The sequence below is a fragment of the Thalassospira sp. MCCC 1A01148 genome (genome assembly GCF_001613795.1).
Taxonomy (GTDB): domain Bacteria; phylum Pseudomonadota; class Alphaproteobacteria; order Rhodospirillales; family Thalassospiraceae; genus Thalassospira.
The window spans coordinates 353,491-377,083 of record NZ_LPVZ01000020.1 but is presented as its reverse complement, the minus strand read 5'-3'; the positions used below and the strand labels follow the sequence as shown (position 1 = coordinate 377,083).

Genomic DNA, 23,593 nt, shown 5'->3' with positions numbered 1-23,593 from the left:
CTTCATTGTGTGCATTTGACTTTTTGGTGATCGTTCGGACATTTTCCGAATAAGGCCGCATTGGAATTTGACTCAATACATTGCAATGGGACTAGCCGCTTTGGAGAGTGGTGTTGCAGGCCTACATACCAGCCAAGCTTAGATAAAATTAAGAACACCATTGGTTTTTTTGTATGTTCTGAAAGCCTCACCCAGTTTGCTATGTCTGTTGTTGAAGGTGCCGAGTTCCCGGCGGGATGAGTATGCCACTCCCCTATCCAGTCGACAGTTCCTCTTGATTCCCCCCATGCTTTCAAAGCAAGTTGCGCGTGTCCTTCTGAATTGCGCTTGAAAATCATCGGAGACGCTAAGTCTGACCTTTGAGGAAGTGTAAAGCCAGTGATCTGAAGGCCTGACTTCTTTCTGTAACCTAGTAGTAAACCTCCTTGTTCATTCTGGGCCGATTGGCCTTCAGTCTTGTTCTCTAAACTTAGTAATGTCGACTTTTCTACTAACACATATGTCAAGGCGAGCCTCTTGAATGCGAGCAGGCAGGGCAGAGCTTGGATGGTGTTGGTGAGACAGGTTTTTGCGTTCTTCCGCGTTGAAAATCGATAACAACTGTCCGTAAGCGTGGGCCGGGGTTGCCTGTTGCCCAGTCAAGAACAGCTTTATTGGCCAAACTTGCTGCCATGGTAGAAACATCGACAGAAAATGGTACGTAAGCCCCGTCACCGCACGAAGCGGGCATGAGGTTTAGTGGTTCATCCTCGTTTCCTGCTGGATAGCGCCACTGACCTGCAAAGTCCGGTTTTAAGCAGCGGAAACAAGCATAATCGTCGCCTAAGTTGAGAAAACTCTGCACAGCTGCTCCATTCATGAATACCCAGGAATGGATTAGAGCCTTAACGTTCCCCCGGTCTTCATTCAGGAAGCTATCATTAATAGCTGTTTGAACATTCCATTCACCTGTGGCGTCGATGATTATATCGTGTTGTTTAAGTTGCCCCCACATTGTCATCGCGTCACCAGTGTGCGCAAAGACTTGAACGTCCGGATGAAAACGCTCCAGCTCAGCTTTAACAGCGAGCGCTTTGTTTTTTCCGATATCACCAAATCCGAGCAGGTGTCGGCCAATATTTCCTTCTGCCAAACGATCTCTATCAAATAGAGACAGTTTTCCGGAACTGCCGACCCCGCTTTGGATAAGCATCTTGGCGAGGTGACCTCCAATGGTCCCACATCCAACTAAAGCAACAGAAGTTTCTTTCAAGTTTTGGCTTCCAAGACAGTTTCTGGACGCAATATCCTCAAGCGAACACCATGAGCATGAGTAGCGAAGAAGCTTCAAATTTTTTTGGTTTTTACGTAACAGGTCCGCAAGTTTTCTTTTACGAATACGTTTACGGTCGACCGCACTTTTTAAATGGGCCGGAACTTCTAGCTGCAGGCCGACAACTGCGTTGGGGGCAGCTAAGATTAGTAAGCCTTCGTTTAGAAGCAAGTTTTCGGCTTTCGACCAGCTCATTTCGGCGGCTAACTTCTGGCTGCTCAGCCAATCATTTAGCTCCGAGTAATATAAAGGTACTTTAATCTTTACTGATGGGCCGATGTTTTCAGAAAGAGACCATATCTGAGCTTCTGCAAAAAATGAGAGAGTGTAGCCACTCAAGTTTTTCGAGCTTCTGATTGCGATAAACTCAGCCTTGCCGTCCTTCTTGGCGAAAAAAGCACTTGTTTCAACTACACCCGTTGCTGACGATCGGGGGAGAAAAACACTGGCACCATATTTTGCTCGCCAATATAACTGATACTCATCTATGAACTCTTGCTGGGCTCGTCCTTTGTAAGAAAGCCCCAGGGTTCGTGTTACCTCCTCTAAAACCCGTAAAATAGCTTCCCCTGGTTGGTACATGTCGAGAGGCAGGCCAGCGCCAGATACGTAACAAATGCCCCCATCTCCGCTGTCAATATGGGCGAGCGTTTCAAGAGGAATTTGGGATCTGTCAGTCAGGGAAACGCGAGGCTTCTCAGCAAAACGAACATCAGATATCGAGAGCTTTACATCAATCTGCTTGCCATTGACGTCAAGTACCCCCGAGTAATCACTCGGTCCTGGGCCGATGTATTTGAAGCCTTTGTCTAATAGCGTTGCTTCTATGATCTGAATGGATTGAGTTTTATTCATTACCCAGATGTTGAAGCGACGATAGCGGGCGCAGCCACTGTTGCAGGCTTCTCTTTTTGGACGGCTTCTATCTTCGAGCCGATTTTCACAACGTCTGGTCTATTCGGAATCCTGTCTCCAAAACGAACGCGCAGCTTGTTTACGACCTTTGTTGCATCACCGGTCTGCATTAAAGCAGAATGCATCTCTGCATACAGTTCTTCTGACGCAGAGATAATTGCCTCCCTATCTTTCTCTTCCCAATCGTTAAGAGACAAATCGCGTAAAACAGGATTTTGAACTGTCTTTCCCAAAATCAGGGGGAGCTTCTCTGCAACTAACATAACAAGTTCATCGTCACGGTTCTGGGAGGGAAAGCCTGGTAGCTCTTCAAGGGCGATTTCTACTGCACGCATAATGCACAATGACGACAATGGAGAACTCAGCCAATTAAAGTCTCTCCATGCTTTGAAAAAGCGACAAAGTCTTGTGTAGCAGGTGCCCAACCTATCTTTCCGAGCTTTAACCCACTCTTCTAACTCTTGCGGGTCGGACCTTAACCAAGAGCCGTCGCTCTGAGCCAACATGATTTTGTCCGAAGGTATCCGCATATCATTCGACAGATACGCTCTGGAGATATTTGCCTCCGCAAAATTAGCACTGTCCATCGCTGCTCTCAGAGTAGCAAACTTCTCTGTCGGGATGGAGTAGATGGGAATATCAATATGTGCGCCTTGCCACAGTTGTACGCGAACGCAGCTCCGCTTTTCTTTAACAGTCCAGCCGTTTTGACTGCAGGCATCTGATAATGATTTTGTCACAAAGCTAAACAAGCCTTTTGCAGCTAGTGCCGGCTCACCATTTTCTAGAAAGTCGACAGGAACATACATTCCGTCGTCTAGATCGATTTCTTGCTTCGGAGATTGCGCCGGAATATTCAAGGTGCCGTAGGAAAAGCTACCCTGAGTCATGAACTTTAGCGTTACCCTTGTTGGGCGAGAGTGTCTGTATGTCCTGAATTTCGAACTCTCTTGCCAAAACGTGTCGTCCTTCAGCAACGTATCTGCAGAAGCTTTTAGAATGCTACGAATTTTGTTCCTCGCTGCAAGTAACTTCGCACGATCGATATCGTCGATATTAAGGCTAGAGAGAAAGCTTGAAGTGTTCGATGGCCCACAAAATAGAGCGTGTGCATTCGCTAAAGTCACAACATATGGCTCCTGATCACGTTTTGTTCATACTAGCGCTTTCTAAAATTCTCTACAACCTATAAGGTGACTCTCATGTACAGAATGTTGCCTAAAAAGTTCATCGTCTTTGCAATCGCGTGGCTAGTAATTGGCTTGTGTATGGTTGTGATCTCATACGGAGAGCTACTTGGCGTGCCGATTGGGCTGACCTCGATACCTTTGATGGTATGGGTGATGCTTTACTTGCTCCTGCTCAACCCTGTTTGGAGGTGGGTTTGGGCGAAAATACCTTGGCTGTCAGTGCACTTCTTTCCAGATCTAAACGGAAAATGGAGAGTTGAGTTGCATTCAAACTGGCCCCGGCAGCTTCAACTGCTTGAGGCTGCGCAATCAAAAGAAAATGAATTTGATATGCGCAACTGCGGCGAAACAGAGCTTGCCGACTTGAGTATATTGGAGCTTGAAGCTGACATCCGTCAGAGTTGGTGGAAGATAGAGATGAGTTTGTATAACCCCGCCAGCGTAACGCCGATCAAGCAGTCAAATACAATTTCTATCATTCCTTTCGCTCAAAATGGCCTCCAGAAGTCCGGGATCCTGTACATTTTTAAACAAGAAAATATGACTGACAATGTATCCGATAGTAATGAGTTCTATGGAGCGGCCAGATTAGAATACGACTTTGGGAAAGACGAATTGAGTGGGCTCGTATGGACCGCCAGAATGTGGCAGAGAGCGATGAATACTGCTTCAAAGGTAACTTTTAAAAGGCTTCCCTATGAATGAGCTTTCAGCGCTGAACAGCAAGATTATGGTGCTCTTCCTTTTAGATGCTATTGCTGAGAGGGCTGTCGTCCCGAATTGTCATAATTCCGGGTTATTCGACTCTTCCTGCGGCCTTTTCTCTAAGCTTTCGGTGCAGAAAATCGATGAAAATCCGCACCTTTGCAGATAGGTTGTGACGCTCCGGATATACGGCATAGATATCGGCATCCACATGAGCATATTGCGGCAGCACAAGGCTTAGCCTGTCCTGTTTCACATGACGGCTGATATCCCACTCCGAACGCATCATGATGCCATGCCCGTCAAGAACCCAACGTAACGCGATCTCCCCGTCATTACTGCTCAGCGTACCGTGCACTTTGACCGTCTCGGAATGCTGGCCGCGCTGCAATTTCCACAGATCATGCACATCCTTGTCCTGGCGCAGGATGATGCAGTTATGTTGCGCAAGGTCCGAGAGGCTTTTGGGCGTTCCATGCCGCTTCAAATACGACGGTGCCGCGCACAAAAAACGCCTGTTACCCTGTAGTTTGCGCGCCCGAATTCGGGAATTGGGCAGTCCGCCAAAACGGATCCCCAAATCAATTCCTTCCTCGACCATGTTCATCGGCATATCGCTCAGCAACAGCTGCACCTCGACTTCCGGATAAAGGTGGGAGAACTCCGAAACAACCGGCGCAACGTATTCCCGACCAAAGCCAAATGTTGCATTGACCCGCAGCAGGCCTGACGGCGTCTCACTGGCATGCGACACACGTTGTTCAAGATCATCGATCTGACGCATGATCTGCTCAGCACTCTGAAAATAGGCATCCCCTTCGCTGGTCAGACTGATCCGCCGCGTCGTCCGGTTCAGTAAACGCACCCCCAAACGGTCTTCCAGCTTTGCCAGACGCTTGCTCACAGCAGGCGGCGACAAGTTCAGCTCCTGCGCGGCTGCAGAAAGGCTCCCCTTGCGCACAAGCAAAACAAAAAAGCCAAGATCGCTATCAACGGACATTCTTAACTCATACGACATAATGAAGTGAAAAGTCGGAAATTATAATAAATTTCTCAAAAATATAAACTGCAAGAGTCGATCGGGCCAACAACAAAAGCAACGTGCAGGCGTCCTACAGCGCCCAAAAATCCCGATCCGGCATCTGGGAAACACTGACATCAGGGCTAAACATCGTGTGCGGCTCCTGCGTGTCAGCATCGGCGATAGGCCGGTGACACTCAATTCGGGAGGAATACCGATGCGTAAGCTTGCAATCGCGGCAGCAATGGCCGCAATCCTCGTTTCCGGAACCGCATTTGCGGAATATCCGGAAAAGACCATCAACTACATTATTCCATTTAACGCAGGCGGCGAGTCCGATGTTTCGGCACGCTTCCAGCAACCATATCTTGAAGAGCTTTCTGGTCAGTCCTTTGTCATTCAATATATGGCAGGTGCAGGTGGTGCACAGGCATGGTCACAGCTCAACGGTATGGAAGGTGATGGCTACACCATCATGGGCATCAACTTGCCCCACACCATTCTGCAGCCGATGGAAAAGGATGTCGGTTACGAGACCAGAGATCTCACCTACATCAATTTCTTCCACTACACCCCGAACGCACTGTTCGTTCCCAAGGACAGCGAATTCCAGAATCTCCAGGAACTGATTGATTACGCCAAGGCCAACCCGGGCCTCGTCACGCTAAGTGGTTCCGGTTCAAATTCGGCAAACCATCTTGGTCAGGTTCAGTTCGATGAACTGGCGGGCATCACCACAACCTACGTTCCGTTCAGTGGTACAGGTCCGGCTGTCACAGCGATTCTCGGCAGTCAGACAACAGGTGGCTTCAACTATGTCACGTCTGGTGTGAATAACGGTGATGGCATGCGCATGCTTGCCGTTGCGTCAGAATCCCGCGTCAAGGCTTTCCCGAATGTCCCGACCTTCAAGGAACTTGGTCTTGATATCGTCGGTGGTGCCTTCCGTGGTGTTGCCGTTCCAAAATCCACCCCGGAACCGATCCGTGAAAAGATTTCACAGATGGTGACAAACGTTAACAACAACCCGGAATTCCAGAAAAAAATGGAAGATGCCGGCTTTGTGCTTACCGACATCACCTATGACTTCATCAACGATTTCGTCGCAGCGAAATCTGAAGAATACCGTGAAATTGCGGAAAAACTCGGCATCGCCAACCGCTAAGAAAAGCCAACGATAAGAAAACGGGATTGGAAAGGTCACCACGATGGAATTGCTGGGCTATTTCGTGAGCGCGCTCACGCCTTTAAACCTGCTTATGGCACTGGGCGGGGTTGTCCTTGGAACGGTCATTGGGGCCTTGCCGGGCCTCTCAGCAACCATGGCGGTCGCCGTACTGGTCCCGTTTACTTTTACCATGGATCCCGCAACCGGGCTGATTGCACTTGGTGCAATCTATACCGGGGCCATTTATGGCGGCGCGTTTGCAGCCATCCTGGTCAACACACCGGGAACACCATCGGCGATTGCTACCACGTTTGATGGTTTCCCGATGGCCAAACGCGGCGATGGCAGTCTCGCAGTAACACTGGCAACGCTTGCATCAGTCGTAGGCGGGCTTGTCGGGGGTGTGTTCCTGCTGCTGCTGTCGCCGCCGCTGGCAAAGGTGGCACTGGCATTCGGTCCACCAGAATATTTCTGGCTTGCGATTTTCGGACTTACACTGATTTCAGCCCTGTCTGTCGGCAACACACTCAAAGGATTGCTGGGCGGCTGTATTGGCTTGATGCTTGCCATGGTCGGGGTTGCTGTTGTTGGCGGTGATATTCGTTTCACCATGGGAACCCATACCCTTCTTGGCGGTTTTGATATCGTCTCGGCCTTGATTGGTCTCTACTGCATCCCGGTTCTGATTGATCTGGTGGCCACGCCTGATCGTCATTTGAAAGTCGAACAGGGCAATCGCGGCATTCGCCTTCCCGAAGCTTTCACCTTGGCCTGGAAGAGCAAATTCAACGTCGTTCGCAGTGCGATTGTCGGAACAATTGTCGGAATCCTTCCCGGCGCAGGCGGATCAATAGCTGGCCTGGTGTCCTATTCCGAAGCCCGCCGCTCTTCAAAAGAACCTGAAACCTTTGGCAAAGGCGCACCCGACGGGCTCATGGCGACGGAAGCTGCCAACAACGCCACCGTGGGCGGCGGGTTTATTCCAACCCTTGTACTTGGCATCCCGGGCACGCCCCCTGACGCGATTATTCTGGGTGCCTTGCTTGTTCAAGGCATCAAAATCGGCCCGACCCTGTTTTCCCAACAAGGCGACATTGTCTACACCTTCATCTTTGGACTGCTGATCGCAACAGCACTGATGTTGCCGGCAGGACTGCTGATTGGCCGCTATGCATACAAGTCGATCGCGTCCATTCCGAAAACCCTTCTCGTGCCCACCATTGCCTTTCTGACTGTCATTGGCAGCTTTGCCATTCACAGCAATCTGCATGATGTGAAAATGATGCTGAGCTTGGGTGTAATCGGCTGGATCTTGAACCGCTGTGGTTTTGCACCCTCGCCGATTGTCCTTGGGCTTGTTCTTGGAAAAATCGCCGAGCAGGGCTTTGTTCAGTCCTATTTGATTGGAAACGCGACCAACAATATCACCGGTATGTTCTTTGGTCGTCCGATCAGCCTTGCGATCGTTGCACTTGCTGTCTTCACCCTGGTCTATCCGTTGATTTTCGCCAAGCGTAAGGAAAAGGCACAGAAACGCGCCATCGATGCTGCACGCACATATGCTCAAAGCAATGGCGAGACCACAGTTACCGACGTTCAGGAAATCAAGGCTCCCAAATTTGATCCATTGGCCGGCATCAAAAAGCAAATCGCCAAACCACGCGATTTAGCCGGTATGGTTCTGTCTGGCCTGTTGATCCTCTGTGCTGCCTGGGCCTTTAGCGAAACGTCGAACATGACCCCGATGGGATCGGTTTTCCCGGGTACGATTTCGGTCGCGATCATTGCCTTGTCGCTCGCTCTTTTGCTGCTCAATTTCGCACGCAAACCCGCAACAGCCAACAACGCCGATATGGCAACCAATGTCTCTGTTCCACGGCGTATTGCACTGGTTGTCGTTATGGCGATTTGGGTCTTCGCAATCCCTGTTCTGGGCTTTGCAACCGCGGCCATTCTGGCCTTCCTCGTTCTGGCACGCATCGCCTGTTACGAGATCATGGGTCCCAAACGCTTGCTGATCGAAACGCTTGCTGCAATCGCGATTGTTGGTGGTCTTTACCTCCTGATGGCGGACGTTCTTTTGATCCGGATGCCTGCAGGCTTGCTGTTCTAACCCCGCACGCCCACGTGACTTCAACACACTGACTAAAAGAGAATGAACATGAAAAACTATCGTATTGCTGCCATTCCCGGAGACGGGATCGGTAAAGAGGTCGTCGCGGCCGGGATTGAAGTTCTTGACGTTCTGGCAAAGCGCGATGGCGGCTTTACCATGAGCTTCGACCACTTTGACTGGGGCTCGGAATACTACAAGAAGCACGGCGTGATGATGCCCGAAGACGGACGAGATCACATTCGTGACCATGACGCGATTTATTTCGGTGCCGTTGGGGCGCCTGATGTGCCAGACCATGTCACACTCTGGGGATTGCGTTTGGCAATCTGCCAGCCGTTTGATCAATACGCCAATGTACGCCCGACCCGGATTCTTTCGGGTATTGAAAGTCCACTACGCAATGTCAAACAAAGCGAGCTTGACTGGATCATCGTGCGCGAAAACTCCGAAGGCGAATATGCCGGTCAAGGCGGTCGCTCGCACGTTGGCCTTCCCGAAGAAGTCGCGACCGAGGTTTCGATTTTCACTCGGGCCGGGGTCACCCGCATCATGCGTTTTGCGTTCGATCTTGCCCGCTCACGCCCGCGCAAAAAGCTGACCGTTGTCACCAAATCCAATGCTCAGCGTAACGGCATGGTTATGTGGGACGAGATCGCCAGGGAAGTGGCGGCAGAATACCCGGATGTCGAATGGGACAAGATGCTGGTCGATGCGATGACCATGCGCATGACGCTGCGGCCAGAAACGCTCGACACCATCGTTGCGACCAATCTTCATGCCGATATCCTTTCAGACCTGGCTGCTGCCCTTGCCGGATCGCTTGGCATCGCACCAACCGCCAACCTGAACCCGGAAGGCAAATTCCCCTCCATGTTTGAACCGATCCATGGCTCAGCGTTTGACATCACAGGTCAGGGCATCGCCAACCCGGTCGCCACCTTCTGGAGTGCGGTGATGATGCTTGATCATCTTGGCGAGAAGCCAGCATCTGAAAGGTTGATGCGCGCGGTCGAGCGGGTAACCGCAAAACCCGAACTTCACACACCTGATCTCGGTGGCAAGGCAACAACCCGTCAGGTCACGGATGCGGTGATTGCCGCCATCCAGGGCGACAACAGCTAGGACTGCAGGTGAAAAAGATGGGGGTAGAAAAAGACATCCGGCTTCAGGATCCCGGAAGGGTAAAGCAGTTCCTGACTGAACTGTTTAGAACCGCTGTTGATGCGGCCGACCCTCATCTTTGCTTGCAACCGTTCATACCCGAACCACCCAAAGGGCGAACCGTTGTCATCGGTGCCGGAAAAGCATCGGCCAAAATGGCGCAGGCGCTCGAACAACACTGGCAAGGCGAACTCTCAGGGCTCGTGATTACCCGATATGATCACGCTGTGCCGACAAGCCAGATCAAAATCGTCGAGGCATCCCACCCGGTTCCCGATGAAGTCGGGTTCAATGCAACAAAACGATTAAAGGCATGTGTGACCGGGCTTTCCAAAGACGACCTTGTGATCTGTCTGGTCTCCGGGGGTGGATCCGCTTTATTGGTCGACCCTGTTCCGGGTCTGGGTCTTGCCGAAAAGCAGGCAATCAATCAGGCACTCCTGAAGTCGGGTGCCTCAATTGACGAAATGAACTGCGTACGTCGACATCTGTCGATGGTTAAAGGTGGAAAACTCGCAGCCCTTTGCCACCCGGCAAAGGTTGTGTCACTGCTGATTTCTGATGTTCCAAACGACCATTTCATTGATATCGCGTCCGGCCCCACCGTCGGGGACTCGACGAGCTGCGATGACGCACTGCAAATCATCGAAAAATACGCCATACAGGTTCCAGAAGATATTTTGTATCTCCTGCGCGCAGGCGAAACCGAAACAATCAAACCCGATGATCCGCGACTTACAAATACCGAAAGCCACCTCATCGCCGCCCCAAAAATCGCACTGGAAGCTGCCGCTCAGAAGGCCCGATCTGCTGGTATTGAAGCCATCATTATTGGCGACTCACTGGAAGGCGAGTCATCAGAACTGGGGCGCGCCATGGCAGAGAAGGCGCGACAAGCTGCCACACGCGTGAATGTCGATAAACGCCCCTGCATTTTACTGTCTGGCGGTGAAACAACAGTGACGGTCAAAGGTAACGGTCGTGGCGGCCGCAATGTCGAGTTCCTGCTTAGTCTCGCCATCGCGCTGGACGGCGCACACGGCATTCATGCAGTTGCTGGCGACACTGACGGTATTGACGGCATTGAAGAAATAGCAGGTGCCTACATCTCGCCGGACACACTTTCGCGGGCTGCGGGTAACCACATGGATGCTGCTGCGTATCTCGCCAACAATGATGGACACAGTTTCTTTGAAAACCTTGGCGACAGCATCATTACCGGTCCAACACTGACGAATGTGAATGATTTCCGGGCAATTCTCATAACCTGACAAAAAACAACTGATTAGGAGGAACACACCATGACAGGCGCCACCCACAGAATTGCTGTCATTGCCGGCGACGGTATCGGGACCGAAGTCATGCCTGAAGGCGTTCGGGTTCTTGAAGCCGCCGCCGAGGTTTTTGGCATCAAGCTTCAATTCGATACGTTCGCGTTCGGATCGTGTGACTACTACCACAATCACGGCCAGATGATGCCGGATGACTGGCGCGATAAGATCGGCGGTCACGATGCGATTTTCTTTGGCGCGGTGGGCTGGCCTGATACGGTGCCCGATCATATTTCGCTGTGGGGATCGCTGATCCAGTTTCGCCGTGAATTCGACCAGTATGTCAGCCTTCGCCCGGCCAAACTGATGCCCGGTGTGCCCTCCCCACTTGCCGGTCGCAAGCCGGGCGATATTGATTTCTATGTCGTGCGCGAAAACACCGAAGGCGAATATTCATCGGTCGGCGGGAAAATGTATCCGGGCACGGACCGCGAAATCGTCATTCAGGAAACCGTGATGTCACGCACCGGCGTGGACCGCATTCTGAAATATGCGTTTGAACTGGCGCAAAAACGCCCGCGCAAACACCTGACTTCGGCGACCAAATCAAACGGCATTTCGATTTCCATGCCTTACTGGGATGAACGGGTGATCGAGATGGCGAAGAACTATTCCGATGTCACCTGGGACAAGTACCATATCGACATTCTGACTGCGCAGTTCGTAATGAACCCGGACCGGTTTGACGTGGTTGTGGCATCAAACCTGTTTGGGGATATCCTGTCTGATCTGGGCCCGGCCTGCACGGGTACCATCGGCATTGCGCCATCAGGTAACATCAACCCGGAAGGCAAATTCCCGTCCCTGTTTGAGCCGGTTCATGGATCGGCCCCGGATATTGCCGGTAAAGGCATTGCCAACCCGATTGGTCAGATCTGGTCGGGCGCGATGATGCTGGATCATTTGGGCCACACGGATGCCCATGACGCGATCATGCGCGCGATTGAGCATGTGTTGCTTGATGAGACACTGCGCACTAAGGACCTTGGCGGATCAGCAGATACCGTCACTTGCGGCAAGGCAATTGCCGATGCGGTGCGCAAGAAGGTTTGAATTTCTCCCTAAGCAAAAAATCGACCAAAACCTCGCCTGATCATGATGTTCGATATTAGATCAGGCAATTTTTTTGCTTCAGCGATGGTTAGCTGAATCACTACTCTATCGCTCTGCTTTTTCCTGCGAAGTTTAACTAACTGACTTGGTCTTCCGAATTGTCATAATTCGGGCAATGACGCTCTTTGTTCTTTGGGGGAAGCATAACGACGCTAGTCAGCGACGTCAGCATTGGCAGAAGAAAAGTGTTTTGGTCATAACCTCGCCCGATTTGCCACAATATTGCCACTTGACGGCATCTATCCACGAAGCTAATCATCGCGCTGCAACATTGTGATAGGGTTCTCCTTTTGCGAATTATCTCGTGCATACTTTCGGTTGTTATAGCGTTGACAGTCATGCTGTCAGGCGCAGAGACCGTGCACGCCAACGCTTCTGATAGTAACAGTGGCAAACACAGTGTTGTCTCCGTCATGCCAGACAACAGTTCTCATATGCAGGATTCATCGCACACCGATGTTTGTGGCATAGCTGTTTGTGGCCCTTACGTGCAGGAAATTTCAGGTCAGTGGAACACTGCACCTGTTTTGCTGTCAGTGAAGTACTGGGCAAAAGACAGAACGCTCTTGCCTGCAGAGCTTGATGTCAGCATCAAACCTCCGCGCGCCTAAGATATTCAGTTCCTTATAAAAACTGCGCTCGTGACGTAATCCTATCGCTATGAGTCTGACCACTGGCTCTGTGCAAAGTTTGCGTAACGAGATCCTTCATACTGAATTATCTCGGGAGCATTTTCATGCCCAAATACACTACTTCTGTCCTTCGCCTCGCTTTTGCATCCGCCCTTGCCATGGGTAGCCTTGCCGGTATCCAGAATCCTGCGTTTGCAGGTGCCGGTCATAGTGGCGGTCATAGTGATGGTGTCGAAATCGGTGCACCTGGCGATATCTCTGATGTACGCCGGACAATTCGGGTCACGATGGAAGACAATTTCTATGATCAGGAAAAGATTGTTGTTCGCGGTGGCGAAACCGTTCGGTTTCTGATCGAAAATAAGGGTGAGTTCGTTCACGAATTCAACATCGGCACCGCAACCATGCATGCTGACCATCAAAAAGAAATGATGATGATGATGGAACACGGGGCCCTTGAAGTAGACAAAATCAACATGGACATGATGGAAATGGACATGGGGAACGGTGAAACCATGAAGCACAACGATCCGAACAGCGTACTTCTGGAGCCGGGTGATTCTGCCGAGGTGATCTGGACCTTCCCGAAAGACGCAGAACTTGAGTTTGCGTGCAACGTACCGGGTCACTACGAGAGTGGCATGGTCGGTAAAGTTCGCCTGCAGTAATAACCTCTGCCCCGGGTCTCGCGCCAGAGGAAAACCCTCCTTGTAGCCTCTGGCGCACCTCAACCATTCGGAGATCATAAGAATGAGAAAACTTCTTGGGCGTGCCCTGTTGGGGACGTTAAGCGCTATTGCTGTGTCAACAGCAGCACATGCAGCAACTTATAATCTTTCTGTCGATTACGTTACGATCGACACAGGTGATATGAAAACCAAAGCAATTGGCTATAACGGTTCGTCGCCTGGTCCGACCTTGCGCCTCAAAGAAGGCGAAGATGCCGTTATCAACGTGACGAACAACCTTGACGAGAGCACATCTATTCATTGGCATGGTTTAATTCTGCCCTACCAGATGGATGGTGTGCCCGGGATCAGCTTCACCGGCATCGAACCGGGTGAGACTTTTACCTATCGCTTTCCTGTCAAGCAGAGCGGGACCTACTGGTTCCATAGCCACTCGGGCTTCCAGGAACCAGACGGCGCTTACGGCTCGATTATTATCGAGCCCGAGAAACGCGAGCCGTTCAGGTTTGATCGTGAATATGTTGTTGTTCTGAAAGACAAGCACCCTCATTCCGGGGCACGTATTCTGCGAAATCTAAAGATGATGCCGGACTATTACAACCGGAACCAACGCACGCTCGGAGACTTCATCTCCGACGTTTCGGAAAACGGTTTGGGAGAAACTCTCTCTGAACGTGGAGACTGGGGCAGCATGCGCATGATGCCAACAGATATTGAAGACGTTCAGGGCTTCGTCGGTCTCATCAATGGAAAATCACCAGAACAAAACTGGACGGGGTTGTTTGAGCCAGACGAACGTGTACGTCTGCGCTTCATCAATGCATCGGCGATGACTTACTTCGACGTCCGCATTCCGGGACTTGAAATGACAGTTGTGCAGGCTGACGGCAACAATGTACAGCCGGTCAAGGTTGATGAATTCCGGATTTCGGTTGCAGAAACCTTCGATGTGATTGTTCAGCCGACTGCTGAAAAGCCGTATGCAATCATGGCTGAATCAATGGGACGCTCGGGTTATGCATTCGGATCGCTGTCACCGCAAGAAGGGCTGAAAGCTGAAATGCCAGCCAGACGCATGGACGCGCCGTTACTGACAATGGCTGATATGGGAATGGATCACGGTAACATGGCCGGAATGGACCATTCTTCGATGAGCAGCGGTAACGGAAACGGTATGGCTGGGATGGACCATTCGAATATGACCGGGATGGATCACTCCCAGATGGCTATGTCCAAAGATGACCCGTTCTATGCCGCAGGCAGTGGTTTGACGCCGAAAGCAGCCAATGGCGGAAGGTTCCTCTCTTATGCCGACCTGAAGGCACAGAAGCCTTTGTACCCTGAGCGACCTGCAACGCGTGAAATTGAACTGCGCCTTACCGGCAACATGGAACGCTATACGTGGTCAATCAATGGCGTCAAATATGAAGATGCAGAACCTATCCGCTTGAAATATGGCGAACGGGTACGGTTCAAATTCGTCAACGAGACCATGATGTCCCATCCGATGCATTTGCACGGTATGTGGTCAATCCTCGATACCGGTAACGGTAAATGGGACCCAGTAAAGCACACCATCAATATCAATCCGGGCATGACTGTTTATTCAGAAACCGAAGTTGATGAACCTGGTGAATGGGCTTTCCACTGTCACCTTAGCTATCACATGGCTTCTGGCATGTTCCGAAAAGTGATTGTTGAGGGCGGTCCAGCCGTCGCCGCACATGAGAATGGAGTTCAATAACAATGAAAACCCTAACTTTGGCCGCGATTGGTGGAGGCGTTATCGCCACCATTCTGTCGTTCTCATTCATGGCAAAAGCTGACAATCACATCTTCTACGGTATTCAAATGGAACAATTTGAATACCGAGCAGGCGACGAGGATGAGAATCTTTTTGTTTGGGATGGAGACGCATTTGTTGGAACCGATGAGTTGAAACTACGCTGGCAAGGCGAAGGCGAGCGAGACCTCAAAAACGACCTTTACGAAAACTTCGAGAACAGATTGGTCCTGCAAACACCAATCAGCGACTTCTTCGATGCCAAGGCCGGTATTCGGCTGGATACGCCAAGCACAACAGATCGTTGGTATGGAACCGTTGGTGTCATGGGGCTTGCACCTCAATGGTTTGAAGTCGACGCTGACCTATTTGTCAGCGAAACCGGAGACGGCAGTGCGCGGCTTGATGTTGAGTATGAAGGCTTGCTGACCAATCGTTTAATCCTCACGCCTTCGTTGGAGCTGAATGCTGCATTCTCTGACGATCGCGAGATTGAGGTAGGACGAGGGTTTTCAAGCGCAGAGATCGGACTGCGGCTTAGCTATGATCTGATTGACCGTGCCGTTGCACCGTATATTGGGGTTGCCTATGAACGCAAACTTGGCAAAACCGCCGACTTCGCAAAAGACGATGGCGAGGATTACGAAGCAACATATCTCGTAACCGGTCTCCGCCTTCTTTTCTAAGCATCACATGACAGGGAGGATTTTCCTCCCTGTCTGTTTCATCAGAACTTTCTGAAGGAAGCAGACGCCAATGATGGAAATCGTCCACGATATGGGGCACCGCCTAACGCACTATATATCAAGCGACGCACACTGGTGGGTCCACTTTGTATTCCATTTGGTTGTGTTTGGGGTTCCGGTCGCGCTTACTATTATTCTCAGTGCGGCGGGATACAGGATAATAAAACGCCGGAAAACTATTCGGTCGTGGCGCTCCCAAAGATCGACATCAAAGAGCGAAACAGCGCTCCTGCAGTACATATTCAGAGCTTCATGGAAGCGGCAGCTGAAACTGGGCCTACTGGCAGCGGCCTCTTTGCCTGCCCTGTACATGAGCCTTGAGCTTCCCAAGCTGATCATCAATAACGCCATTGAGTCAGGACATTTTCCAATTGCCTATTTAGGGATGGAGTTCTCGCAAACAATGGCGTTGTTTGCGCTTTGCCTGCTTTTTTTATTGGCGATTGGCGTGCACGGAGGTCTTAAATATCAGGTCAATCTGCAGTCCGGTGCTTTAGCAGAGCACATATCACGCCGTCTACGCCTAGACATCTCAAAATTCAGCTTACGAAAACCGTCCCGTAGAGGTGGGGTATTGATTCCAGTTATTGTTCAGGAGGTAGAGCCGGTAGCGGGATATGCAGCGGAGTCCATTGTGTTGCCTTTGTTACAAGGCGGCACGTTCCTGACCATTCTGACTTTCATGCTCGCACAAGATTTGGTCTTGGGCATCGCCGCAACAGCACTGTTGCCGCTTCAGATTTTTGTCATTCCCAGATTCCAAAAGAAAATTAATGCTTTGTCCCGAACGCGCCTAAAGGAAGTCAGGGTTCTTGGGGAGAAGGTCGCGAATATCTCAAACGACAAACAGCCTGCAGCCCAAGATATTTACGGGTCATACAAACGACTTCACGATCTTCGGCTTTCTATCCACAAAAACAAGTTCGCCATGAAGTCTTTAAACAACTTTATATCTCAGATGACGCCGTTCTTCTTTTACACAATAGGTGGTTATCTGGTGATAAAGGGCGACCTCACACTCGGCGCACTAATCGCAGTATTAACAGCATACAAAGACATGGGCGCGCCGCTCAAAGAGCTCTTTCGTTACTATCAGGCCCAAGCCGATGCTCACGTCAGATACGCCGAAATCAAACCTTATATCTCCAAGGAAGTCGAGATTACGGATAGTCGGTTTGCAGATATAGCGTTGCTTTCTGAAGTCGGATGAAAACTTACCATCGTTGAGGTAGGTCAACGTAACTCGATACTCAGGGGCATATGTGTTATGTTCCGCCCAGAGGAAATTTGATCAATGGATGCACAGCAAGCACTTATACGCGCCGTACTGATCCTGTTTGTCGGGATCAGCGCTATTTTGTTTGCTCCTCAGATGGCGGTCGCTGCCAACGACTCCTTTCCTGCGCATTCTGCAGAAATCAGTGATTTGGGCATCGATCACCAACATGATCTGACTTCGTGTTGCCCTCAAGTTTCTTGTCACTCTACTTCAGCGATCCTTACTGAGTTTAGCCTGCCGGTTTCCGAATTTTCTTCTGTTCAGAACGGGAGAGAGGAAGCATCCCTTCGTTCGGTAACTCAGTCATGGATTTTCCAGCCCCCAATATTCTGATCCTCCCAAGCAAATAGGGAATAACTGTTCCGGTTTCTACGCTTGCCAGTGGCATGCGTACCGATCGAGCGACGGTATTCGGCCGCATGCTGTTTTCAGTCAGAACAGTCGGACCTAAAGGTATTTATGGGATGGAAAAGAGATATGGAAAATATTCTCAGCTGGTTGCTTTGGGGAGCCTTCATCGTTTTGATGATGCGCTTTGGTTGCGGTGCCCACATGTTTGGCCACAAAAGGCACACCCACAATAAGAGCGAAGCGGATGGTAATGTTGAGGCGATCCGATGGGAGCACCCTCATTCCGCTACGGATCCGGTTTGTCATCAAACTGTAGACCCACGTATCGCCAAAACAACTATTCATGGCGGCGACGTATTTTACTTTTGTTCAGATGCCTGCCGTTCGAAATTTGAAATGTCGCCAGATACCTATCTCGGCAGCAGCGCAGTTAGCCGACAAACTCATGTATCGCAAGGATAGTTCAGTGAAGTTATAGGCAGCCTCAGTCTGGCTAAGGTTGCTCACTTCACATCCTCATCACCTTTCATCGAAAATTCGATGCATACGCAACAAATAATGGCCCGATGAAAATGAAAAAAGAAATCAATTGGTCAAAGTATCTGGTCATCGGCTTCTTCGCAGTAGGGGTCATTGCCGTGACCATGAATTCGTTTCTGCCCGGAAAAGATGACGCCAAGAAGTTTGAATTGGCAGAACGTGGGATCGCATTGCCCAGTTTCAGCAAGGAAGCAATGGTTGGAAAGCAACTTTTCGATATGAACTGTGTTGCCTGCCATGGACGCAATGCAAGCGGGACAGAACAAGGACCGCCCTTGATACACAGGATCTACAATCCTGGCCATCATTCAGATCGCGCATTCTATCTTGCTGTTGAAAACGGGGCGAAACAACATCACTGGCCCTTTGGCGATATGCCAGCCCAACCTCAGGTCAGTTCGGAACAGGTAGCGCGGATCATTCGTTATATACGCGAGCTGCAGGAAGCAAACGGCATCGCGTACCAAAAACACCAAATGTGAGGCAGGGATGGACCATCAATCAGAATACAAGAAAAACAGTATCTCGCTCCTTGGCGCCATATCCATGGGCACCGGTGTTATGATCGGAGCAGGAATTTTTGCTTTGACCGGACAAATTGCCGAACTTGCGGGAACGTGGTTCCCGTTATCGTTCCTGTTTGGTGCACTTGTCACTGCTTTTAGCGCATATACCTACATCAAGATGTCAAATGCTTTCCCGTCTGCAGGCGGGATCGGAATGATCCTCCAAAAAGCATACGGGCCAGGAGCAATAGCAGGTGGCGCCGCGTTGCTGATGGCTTTTTCGATGGTTATCAACGAGAGTTTGGTTGCAAGAACATTCGGAACCTATGTCTTGCGGGCATTTGACCTGACGCAGCTTGAAGTTCTTATACCAGTCTTGGGTGTTTGCCTGATCATTTTTGCGTATGCTGTCAACAGAGCTGGCAACAAATCGGTTGGCCTGTTTTCAATGGTCATGGCCGCGTTGAAGATCGGTGGAATTGCGTTGTTCGCGATTGCAGCCCTGTGGGCAGGCGGATATTCATTCGAGCCCTCATCAACCGACGGCTCGAGCTTTCCATTAGCCGGTTTTGTCGCATCAATTGCTCTTTCAATTCTGGCCTTCAAAGGGTTCACTACGATCACGAACAGTGGTGCTGAAATCGTGAACCCTCATAAGAATGTAGGTCGTGCGATTACGTTCTCAATCCTGATTTGCGTTGTCGTATATATTCTCGTGGCGCTCGCTGTTGGCTCAAGTCTTGGGTTGAATGAACTGATACAAGCCAAAGACTATGCCCTTGCCGAAGCCGCAGCGCCTGCATTGGGGCCCATCGGATTTTATCTGACTGTGCTGCTCGCAGTCGTTGCGACGGCGTCCGGTTTGCTAGCAAGCGTGTTTGCGGTGTCAAGGATGCTCGCGATGCTGACTGACATGGAGATGATCCCGCATAGTCATTTTGGAATGTCGGGTTCAATCAAAGACCACACGCTTATCTATACGGTTGTCGTAGCAGCGCTATTGACGATCTTTTTTGATTTAAGCCGGATCGCTTCACTTGGCGTGTTTTTCTATCTGGTCATGGATGTGCTCATCCACTGGGGATGTTTTAAGTATCTGCGGCAGGAAATAGGAGCACGCGGCTTTGTTATGATTACAGCGATTGTCTTTGACATCATCGTATTGATCGTTTTCGCCGGCCTGAAATTGCAAAGCGACCCATCCATTGTTCTCATTGCAACTTTGATGATCGTTGCTGTGTTCATTTTTGAACGTTGGTTCCTGTCAAACTGGATAAACCAGTCGGCCAAGGCGCACAGTCACGATCACTCAGGACATTGATAAACCGCAGTGACATTGCGGCATAACAGCAGGACGCAAACCATGTCTGAGCATCATCATAAGAAGCACCAGCATAATCACAAAATGTCTGATCAATCAGGACAGGCGACGGATCCTGTTTGCGGTATGTCGGTCACGGTGGATGCCGATACACCACGCTCGCGGTACGGCAGTGAGACATATTATTTCTGTTCGCAGAAATGTAAGGGCAAGTTCGATAGCTCTCCTGAGAGCGTATTGTCCGCTGAGGAAGAGACATCTGCTGCAAACAGCGCTTCGTCATCGACTTCGGGTCGCTACACCTGCCCGATGCATCCAGAGATCATACGATCCGAACCTGGTTCCTGTCCGATCTGCGGAATGGCACTGGAACCGATGGATATACCAACAGAAAATGACGAGCCAAACCCCGAGATTCAGGATTTCAAAAAGAGATTCTGGTTAGGCGCAGCTCTTACGGTGCCGCTGATTGTCCTAACGATGGGGCCCTTTGTTGGTTTGGGTTTCATCCGGGAAATGATTGGAGAACGCGTTACTCTTTGGGTTGAGTTGGTTCTCGGAACGCCTGTTGTCCTGTGGTCCGGCTTCCCATTCATGGTTCGTGGATGGCGTTCTGTGGTGAACCGTTCTCTCAACATGTTCACCTTGATCGGGATGGGCGTTAGCGCAGCTTATATATTTAGCGTCGTCGCAGTGATTTCTCCGGGCATTTTTCCTGATGGATTCAGAGACGCACAGGGACATGTCGGTGTGTATTTCGAAGCTGCGGCTGTCATCGTTGTCCTTGTGCTTCTTGGCCAACTAATGGAATTGGGGGCTCGGGAACGAACCGGCTCGGCAATCAAAGCGTTATTGGGTCTTGCTGCGAAAACAGCCCGCATTATTGAAGATGATGGTTCTGAACGAGAAGTTCCTCTTGAAGATGTAACCGTCGGAATGCGTTTGAGGGTTCGTCCAGGTGACAAGATACCTGTCGATGGCGTTGTCGTTGAAGGACGGTCGTCAGTTGATGAATCCATGATTTCGGGTGAACCCGTTCCAATTGAGAAGAATCCAGATGATGATGTCACTGGAGCAACAATCAACGGGAATGGAAGCCTGATCATCCAAGCCAAACGGGTTGGCAAAGATACTGTCTTGAGCCAAATCGTTGATATGGTCTCCCATGCTCAGCGAAGCAAAGCGCCAATCCAAAAGGTTGCAGACACGGTTGCAGGCAAGTTTGTGCCTGCTGTTATCCTGGTTGCTTTGATCGCCTTTGTCGCTTGGGCCATCTGGGGCCCCGATCCGTCATTGTCATACGGGCTTGTCGCAGCGGTTGCTGTTCTGATCATTGCGTGTCCCTGCGCTCTTGGTTTGGCAACGCCGATGTCAATCATGACAGCGACCGGTCGTGGTGCACAAATTGGTGTGCTCATTAAAAATGCAGAGGCCTTGGAGCGATTTGCGAAGATCGATGTGCTCATTGTCGATAAAACCGGGACTTTGACTGAGGGTAAACCAAAACTTGCAGGTGTAATTGCCCAACCGGATTTTCAGGAGGAGGAAGTTCTTTCTGTCGCTGCGGCGCTGGAAAAGGGATCCGAACATCCATTGGCTGACGCCATTGTTAGTGCCGCTCAGGAGCGCGGTTTGTCCCTTGATAAGGCACAGGAATTTGAAGCTGTAACCGGTCAGGGCGTCACCGGAAAGGTGGGTGGCAAGTCGGTTGCCCTAGGTAATAGCAAACTCCTTCAGACTCTCAATATCGATCATTCTGCTGTTGATAAAATAGCAAATGATCGGCGAGATATGGGGGAAACGGTAATGCATGTCGTTATTGATGGAAAGATTGCTGGGCTCATTTCCGTTGCCGATCCGATAAAGCAAACAACATCGGATGCACTGGCCGAATTGAAAAAGCAGGGCTTCAAAATTGTCATGGCGACGGGCGACAACCAGCGAACAGCAAAAGCTGTTGGCAGTAAACTCTCGATTACCGATATCCGAGCCGATGTCTCACCGGAAGATAAGGCCAATTTGATCAAAGAGCTAAAAGATAAAGGTCATCAAGTCGCGATGGCGGGTGACGGTGTTAACGATGCCCCCGCACTTGCGCAGGCCGACGTCGGAATTGCGATGGGTACGGGGGCGGATGTTGCAATCGAGAGTGCAGGCTTCACTCTTGTCAAAGGTGACCTGAGCGGGATTGTTCGCGCCCGCGACCTCTCGGAAACAACCATGCGCAATATTCGACAAAACCTCTTCTTTGCGATGATTTACAATGCAGCAGGTGTCCCGGTTGCCGCAGGGCTACTTTATCCGTTCTTTGGCATTCTTATCTCGCCCATGTTTGCCGCTGCAGCCATGAGCTTGTCTTCGGTGTCTGTCATTGCCAATGCATTAAGACTTCGGCGCGCTGGCATATAGGGAGAAGCTGTCGCAGGTTTACACGGCTGTCCGCTGATTCCTGTGATGTTTGGCTATGAAACAGCACTAGCTACAGCATTTAAGAGAATTGTCAGCTTTTCTGTCAATGCTGCAGGTTTTTGTCATCTTTTGTGACAATCGATGACAACTTATCTGGCAATCGAAAATACTAAGTCATTGATTTCCCTAGAAGCCAAATGTCAACTTTTGTGGCACCTGACAATAATCATATAATATGATTATTACCCGTGGTCTGATTGCTCTCCCGTTGAATTGTCTTACTGCTTTTCAAAATGGTGACTGCCCTGGTTGTCGTAGCTCGGGGTATCGAATGGGTTGAGCTTCAAGGTCAGTGGCGGGGCTTGTGAAAGTCGCCTGATTGGCATGCAATCGTCAGGCGGGTACCGATTAAGCACGCACTGTCAATGTTCCATTCCGGTACCCCATAACATGTTGGCCATGCACAGCGAAGTTGGACAGCAGTTATGACTGCGTATCTGTCAGAACGTTTTTCACTGATTGACCCATAGAGGCTGAGACATTGATCATGCCGGCGAAGGAAAAGGTCTATCACTGACGTGGTCGGGATGGTCCGTATGATTTCGCTGTATGCAGGGATGTGATCAGATCTGTCACGATTTGCTGACGATTTTCTGTCGAGTGCGATACGTCGGTGAAATTGAGCATGACGGTGTCAAGTTTATCGCCAGCGGCTTCTTTTGACATCGTGCTGAGCTCGCGGGCCACTTGCCAGGGATCAAGCCCAAGCCTGGCCAGCATCGACAGGGTTGTAACAGGTGTTCCGTTCGAACCTGCACCGATTTTTGTCTGTAAGAAACGGTCGTATCGTGTGTCGAGGCCGGTTCGTGTATTTTCTGTCATGCTTGACCAATCCATAAAAATGTCTGCTTGAGACCCTTGTTGGGAAGCCTGATTTAGCCATCGTGGTTAAATCGTATTTGCTGGCATTATGGACGCGGCTGAGTGCAGGGGACTTAATGTGGATTAGTCGATCCGTTCATTAAGGTAATTTGTGTGTTCAAGGGGCGCTAAGTATTGCCGGAAATGACCCGGTATCCGGGCATGCTGTGCGTCCGGATGCCTGAGGACGATTCTCTTAAAACTAACCTATATTAGTTCGTCCGGGGCCCAATCGGTGTAAAAGAACAGTCTTCATTGAATTTTCTGCGATGTTGGATCGCAGGCGGCGAAATGTCGCCTCGAATTCAGATCAAGAAAAGGTCTCTTCCTGCAGGTATCAAGCAGGGGGCCTTTTTGAGCGCTGTATTAATCAGCAATTCTCCA

The 23,593-nt window shown here is 50.4% G+C and carries 20 protein-coding genes; 15 read left to right on the top strand and 5 right to left on the bottom strand.

All coding sequences use genetic code 11. The features are described 5' to 3' along the window. Window positions 1–2: 2 nt before the first annotated feature. The 3 genes from AUQ43_RS20680 to AUQ43_RS11225 are packed head-to-tail and all read right to left on the bottom strand — an operon-like array spanning window position 3 to window position 3,354. On the bottom strand, window positions 3–497 hold the full coding sequence (locus tag AUQ43_RS20680) for a Mov34/MPN/PAD-1 family protein (protein ID WP_369813475.1): 495 nt from the start codon (window positions 495–497) through the stop codon (window positions 3–5). Between the two features lie 5 nt (window positions 498–502). Further along, complete coding sequence (locus tag AUQ43_RS11230) at window positions 503–2,167, bottom strand: ThiF family adenylyltransferase (RefSeq protein ID WP_062956369.1); 1,665 nt, start codon at window positions 2,165–2,167, stop codon at window positions 503–505. Next, on the bottom strand, window positions 2,167–3,354 hold the full coding sequence (locus tag AUQ43_RS11225) for a cyclic GMP-AMP synthase DncV-like nucleotidyltransferase (RefSeq protein WP_062956368.1): 1,188 nt from the start codon (window positions 3,352–3,354) through the stop codon (window positions 2,167–2,169). The genes AUQ43_RS11230 and AUQ43_RS11225 overlap by 1 nt, the downstream gene beginning before the upstream one ends. 75 nt (window positions 3,355–3,429) lie before the next feature. Here AUQ43_RS11225 and AUQ43_RS11220 point away from each other — a divergent pair, with 75 nt between their 5' ends. Then, on the top strand, window positions 3,430–4,122 hold the full coding sequence (locus AUQ43_RS11220; protein WP_062956367.1) for a hypothetical protein: 693 nt from the start codon (window positions 3,430–3,432) through the stop codon (window positions 4,120–4,122). A gap of 91 nt (window positions 4,123–4,213) precedes the next feature. Here AUQ43_RS11220 and AUQ43_RS11215 read toward each other — a convergent pair whose 3' ends face one another. Further along, window positions 4,214–5,122 (bottom strand): LysR family transcriptional regulator, encoded by a 909-nt coding sequence (locus tag AUQ43_RS11215; RefSeq protein WP_062956366.1) that lies wholly within the window; start codon window positions 5,120–5,122, stop codon window positions 4,214–4,216. Window positions 5,123–5,360: 238 nt separating this feature from the next. On the opposite strand from AUQ43_RS11215, the gene AUQ43_RS11210 reads away from it, so the two are divergent. The 14 genes from AUQ43_RS11210 (at window position 5,361) to AUQ43_RS11150 (ending at window position 22,288) form a co-directional block, all read left to right on the top strand. Beyond that, entirely contained in the window at window positions 5,361–6,308 is a 948-nt protein-coding gene (locus AUQ43_RS11210; RefSeq protein WP_114129798.1) for a tripartite tricarboxylate transporter substrate binding protein, read from the top strand. Between the two features lie 43 nt (window positions 6,309–6,351). After that, window positions 6,352–8,424: a tripartite tricarboxylate transporter permease gene (locus AUQ43_RS11205; protein ID WP_062956365.1), complete on the top strand. Its 2,073-nt coding sequence runs from the start codon at window positions 6,352–6,354 to the stop codon at window positions 8,422–8,424. A gap of 48 nt (window positions 8,425–8,472) precedes the next feature. Continuing rightward, complete coding sequence (locus tag AUQ43_RS11200; RefSeq protein WP_062957255.1) at window positions 8,473–9,549, top strand: tartrate dehydrogenase; 1,077 nt, start codon at window positions 8,473–8,475, stop codon at window positions 9,547–9,549. 17 nt (window positions 9,550–9,566) lie between these two features. After that, window positions 9,567–10,859: a glycerate kinase gene (locus AUQ43_RS11195; RefSeq protein ID WP_084272132.1), complete on the top strand. Its 1,293-nt coding sequence runs from the start codon at window positions 9,567–9,569 to the stop codon at window positions 10,857–10,859. Between the two features lie 30 nt (window positions 10,860–10,889). After that, window positions 10,890–11,972, top strand: a complete 1,083-nt coding sequence (locus tag AUQ43_RS11190; RefSeq protein ID WP_062956364.1) for a tartrate dehydrogenase — start codon at window positions 10,890–10,892, stop codon at window positions 11,970–11,972. A 796-nt stretch (window positions 11,973–12,768) separates the two neighbouring features. Next, window positions 12,769–13,332: a plastocyanin/azurin family copper-binding protein gene (locus AUQ43_RS11185; protein WP_114129799.1), complete on the top strand. Its 564-nt coding sequence runs from the start codon at window positions 12,769–12,771 to the stop codon at window positions 13,330–13,332. Between the two features lie 82 nt (window positions 13,333–13,414). After that, window positions 13,415–15,097: a copper resistance system multicopper oxidase gene (locus tag AUQ43_RS20560; protein ID WP_062956362.1), complete on the top strand. Its 1,683-nt coding sequence runs from the start codon at window positions 13,415–13,417 to the stop codon at window positions 15,095–15,097. 2 nt (window positions 15,098–15,099) lie between these two features. Further along, complete coding sequence (locus AUQ43_RS11175) at window positions 15,100–15,822, top strand: copper resistance protein B (RefSeq protein ID WP_062956361.1); 723 nt, start codon at window positions 15,100–15,102, stop codon at window positions 15,820–15,822. A gap of 70 nt (window positions 15,823–15,892) precedes the next feature. Further along, entirely contained in the window at window positions 15,893–17,092 is a 1,200-nt protein-coding gene (locus AUQ43_RS11170) for an ABC transporter ATP-binding protein (RefSeq protein ID WP_062956360.1), read from the top strand. 84 nt (window positions 17,093–17,176) lie between these two features. After that, the gene (locus AUQ43_RS11165) at window positions 17,177–17,494 is read left to right on the top strand and encodes a hypothetical protein (RefSeq protein ID WP_062956359.1); all 318 of its coding nucleotides are present in this window, start codon (window positions 17,177–17,179) and stop codon (window positions 17,492–17,494) included. 144 nt (window positions 17,495–17,638) lie between these two features. Then, a complete protein-coding gene (locus AUQ43_RS20115) occupies window positions 17,639–17,974 on the top strand; it encodes a YHS domain-containing protein (protein ID WP_198157166.1) in 336 nt (111 codons plus the stop codon). Between the two features lie 110 nt (window positions 17,975–18,084). Beyond that, the gene (locus AUQ43_RS11160; protein WP_062957253.1) at window positions 18,085–18,534 is read left to right on the top strand and encodes a cytochrome c; all 450 of its coding nucleotides are present in this window, start codon (window positions 18,085–18,087) and stop codon (window positions 18,532–18,534) included. A gap of 7 nt (window positions 18,535–18,541) precedes the next feature. After that, the gene (locus tag AUQ43_RS11155; protein ID WP_062956358.1) at window positions 18,542–19,879 is read left to right on the top strand and encodes an APC family permease; all 1,338 of its coding nucleotides are present in this window, start codon (window positions 18,542–18,544) and stop codon (window positions 19,877–19,879) included. 42 nt (window positions 19,880–19,921) lie between these two features. After that, window positions 19,922–22,288 carry a heavy metal translocating P-type ATPase gene (locus tag AUQ43_RS11150; protein WP_198157165.1) on the top strand — a complete coding sequence of 789 codons (2,367 nt, stop codon included), beginning with the start codon at window positions 19,922–19,924 and terminating at the stop codon, window positions 22,286–22,288. A 570-nt stretch (window positions 22,289–22,858) separates the two neighbouring features. Here AUQ43_RS11150 and AUQ43_RS11145 read toward each other — a convergent pair. Continuing rightward, window positions 22,859–23,185, bottom strand: a complete 327-nt coding sequence (locus tag AUQ43_RS11145) for a hypothetical protein (protein WP_062956356.1) — start codon at window positions 23,183–23,185, stop codon at window positions 22,859–22,861. Window positions 23,186–23,593: the final 408 nt, after the last annotated feature.

Excerpts from the sequence above, each read along its gene's own strand:
- AUQ43_RS11195 (WP_084272132.1), top strand. The coding sequence starts at position 9,567 with ATGGGGGTAGAAAAAGACATCCGGCTTCAGGATCCCGGAAGGGTAAAG.
- AUQ43_RS20115 (WP_198157166.1), top strand. The coding sequence starts at position 17,639 with ATGGAAAATATTCTCAGCTGGTTGCTTTGGGGAGCCTTCATCGTTTTG.
- AUQ43_RS11150 (WP_198157165.1), top strand. The coding sequence starts at position 19,922 with ATGTCTGAGCATCATCATAAGAAGCACCAGCATAATCACAAAATGTCT.
- AUQ43_RS11210 (WP_114129798.1), top strand. The coding sequence starts at position 5,361 with ATGCGTAAGCTTGCAATCGCGGCAGCAATGGCCGCAATCCTCGTTTCC.
- AUQ43_RS11200 (WP_062957255.1), top strand. The coding sequence starts at position 8,473 with ATGAAAAACTATCGTATTGCTGCCATTCCCGGAGACGGGATCGGTAAA.
- AUQ43_RS11165 (WP_062956359.1), top strand. The coding sequence starts at position 17,177 with ATGGATGCACAGCAAGCACTTATACGCGCCGTACTGATCCTGTTTGTC.
- AUQ43_RS11145 (WP_062956356.1), bottom strand. The coding sequence starts at position 23,185 with ATGGATTGGTCAAGCATGACAGAAAATACACGAACCGGCCTCGACACA.
- AUQ43_RS11215 (WP_062956366.1), bottom strand. The coding sequence starts at position 5,122 with ATGTCCGTTGATAGCGATCTTGGCTTTTTTGTTTTGCTTGTGCGCAAG.
- AUQ43_RS11155 (WP_062956358.1), top strand. The coding sequence starts at position 18,542 with ATGGACCATCAATCAGAATACAAGAAAAACAGTATCTCGCTCCTTGGC.
- AUQ43_RS11185 (WP_114129799.1), top strand. The coding sequence starts at position 12,769 with ATGCCCAAATACACTACTTCTGTCCTTCGCCTCGCTTTTGCATCCGCC.
- AUQ43_RS20560 (WP_062956362.1), top strand. The coding sequence starts at position 13,415 with ATGAGAAAACTTCTTGGGCGTGCCCTGTTGGGGACGTTAAGCGCTATT.
- AUQ43_RS11220 (WP_062956367.1), top strand. The coding sequence starts at position 3,430 with ATGTACAGAATGTTGCCTAAAAAGTTCATCGTCTTTGCAATCGCGTGG.
- AUQ43_RS11205 (WP_062956365.1), top strand. The coding sequence starts at position 6,352 with ATGGAATTGCTGGGCTATTTCGTGAGCGCGCTCACGCCTTTAAACCTG.
- AUQ43_RS11175 (WP_062956361.1), top strand. The coding sequence starts at position 15,100 with ATGAAAACCCTAACTTTGGCCGCGATTGGTGGAGGCGTTATCGCCACC.
- AUQ43_RS11190 (WP_062956364.1), top strand. The coding sequence starts at position 10,890 with ATGACAGGCGCCACCCACAGAATTGCTGTCATTGCCGGCGACGGTATC.
- AUQ43_RS11170 (WP_062956360.1), top strand. The coding sequence starts at position 15,893 with ATGATGGAAATCGTCCACGATATGGGGCACCGCCTAACGCACTATATA.
- AUQ43_RS11230 (WP_062956369.1), bottom strand. The coding sequence starts at position 2,167 with ATGAATAAAACTCAATCCATTCAGATCATAGAAGCAACGCTATTAGAC.
- AUQ43_RS11160 (WP_062957253.1), top strand. The coding sequence starts at position 18,085 with ATGAAAAAAGAAATCAATTGGTCAAAGTATCTGGTCATCGGCTTCTTC.